Origin of the sequence: Paraburkholderia bannensis, assembly GCF_014200455.1 — a bacterium.
GTDB classification, from domain to species: domain Bacteria; phylum Pseudomonadota; class Gammaproteobacteria; order Burkholderiales; family Burkholderiaceae; genus Paraburkholderia; species Paraburkholderia bannensis_A.
Genome location: NZ_JACHBW010000070.1, coordinates 1 through 1,269 on the forward strand (window position 1 = coordinate 1; position 1,269 = coordinate 1,269).

A 1,269-nucleotide genomic window follows, 5' to 3' on the forward strand; every position below is an offset into this window, starting at 1 on the left:
CTAGTGTACTGCAGGCGCTCGCTCGGAACATTCCCGGCGCCTTCCAGGCGCGGGTTACAGGTTCGATGGCATCAGACCATCCTCCGAATCTGAATCCGGATCGCCTTCGGATCCGCGGACCGGATAGAGTGATTCGGACTCCGACCAATATCCTTCGCGATTGTAGTATTCGTGCAGCGCCACCTCGTAGCTTCGACTAACGGGTACCGAGTCGTCGTAGGCCGGGCTACGCTCGATCGTAGCACGCGTGAGCGAGGTGGACACGGTCGCAGCGAACCAGTCGACGAGGTCGATCCATCGCGTGGCGATCAGGACTTCCTTCCCGCCGGGCCACCAGTTGCGCGTATCGACTGTCAGGTAGCGCAGGGCCCAGGCCCGATCGTCGAAGATGAAACCCGACACGTGTCCGATGGTCCCGTCTATCGTTTCGATGTGGTAGCCCTTGACCTCGTCCGTGCTACGCAAGTGGACGTCCTGCAGAGCTTGGTTGACGTGCAGGATGGGGCGTGGCGGGGCTGGCGTCGCGAGCGCTCGCGCGACCGGGGCAAAGGTCGGCCACGCGCCCATGCCCCACAGATTCGGTCCGCCCCAGTATGTTGGATAGCTGTAGTAACGCAGGTATTCGATTTCGTGCTGGCGCGATACCGGCTTGTGGGTGTCGAGTGTCGGACTGTCGCGCACCTGTTGCCGCGTGAGATTGACATGGACTGCGTTCGATGACCACGCCACGTGCGTGAGCGAGTAGGGGGAGATGAGCACCTTTCTGTCGTGGAGCCAGTTCCCTGTCTGGACTACAAGGTAACGTATGCCCCAGGCCTCGTCGTCGAAATAAACCTGATCGATGTTGCCGATATCGCCGTCCGAGGCGCGTACGGTGCATCCCTGCAGATCTTTTATGCTTCGCAACATGACGCCTCCGTGATGTGCGGCGCCTCGATGGCATTAGACGCGCCGGCCACGAGGTCAGCTCATTTAGAGTGAATTGAGTCGTGTGATCTTCGTGCCTTCGAGGGACGCGCCGGCCATCAGCCCGGCGTTCGTCAGCACGAACGCATCGACCTGACCACCCGCGGTGCTTGTATCGACGTTGCCGTTCGCGCCGATCTTCAGGATGGCGACCGAAGCGTCACCGCCAGCAGACCAGCCGTCCGTGCTGCGGAACCGCCTCAGCGCGTCGTCGGTCATGAACAGAAAGACGATTGCACGCGACTGGGCACCGATCTGCCAGCCGACGGATCCGGTTGCCGTGCTGTAGTAGCCGACGGTATG

General features: G+C 61.5%; 2 protein-coding genes. Both read right to left on the reverse strand.

All coding sequences use genetic code 11. The features are described 5' to 3' along the window. Nucleotides 1-54: 54 nt before the first annotated feature. On the reverse strand, nucleotides 55-909 hold the full coding sequence (locus F4827_RS34885; protein WP_183734099.1) for a PRC-barrel domain-containing protein: 855 nt from the start codon (nucleotides 907-909) through the stop codon (nucleotides 55-57). 63 nt (nucleotides 910-972) lie between these two features. Further along, the coding region (locus F4827_RS34890; protein ID WP_260175585.1) for a YSC84-related protein at nucleotides 973-1,269 on the reverse strand (297 nt) is incomplete at its 5' end.

Coding starts and splice junctions, on each gene's coding strand:
- F4827_RS34885 (WP_183734099.1), bottom strand. CDS start 909: ATGTTGCGAAGCATAAAAGATCTGCAGGGATGCACCGTACGCGCCTCG.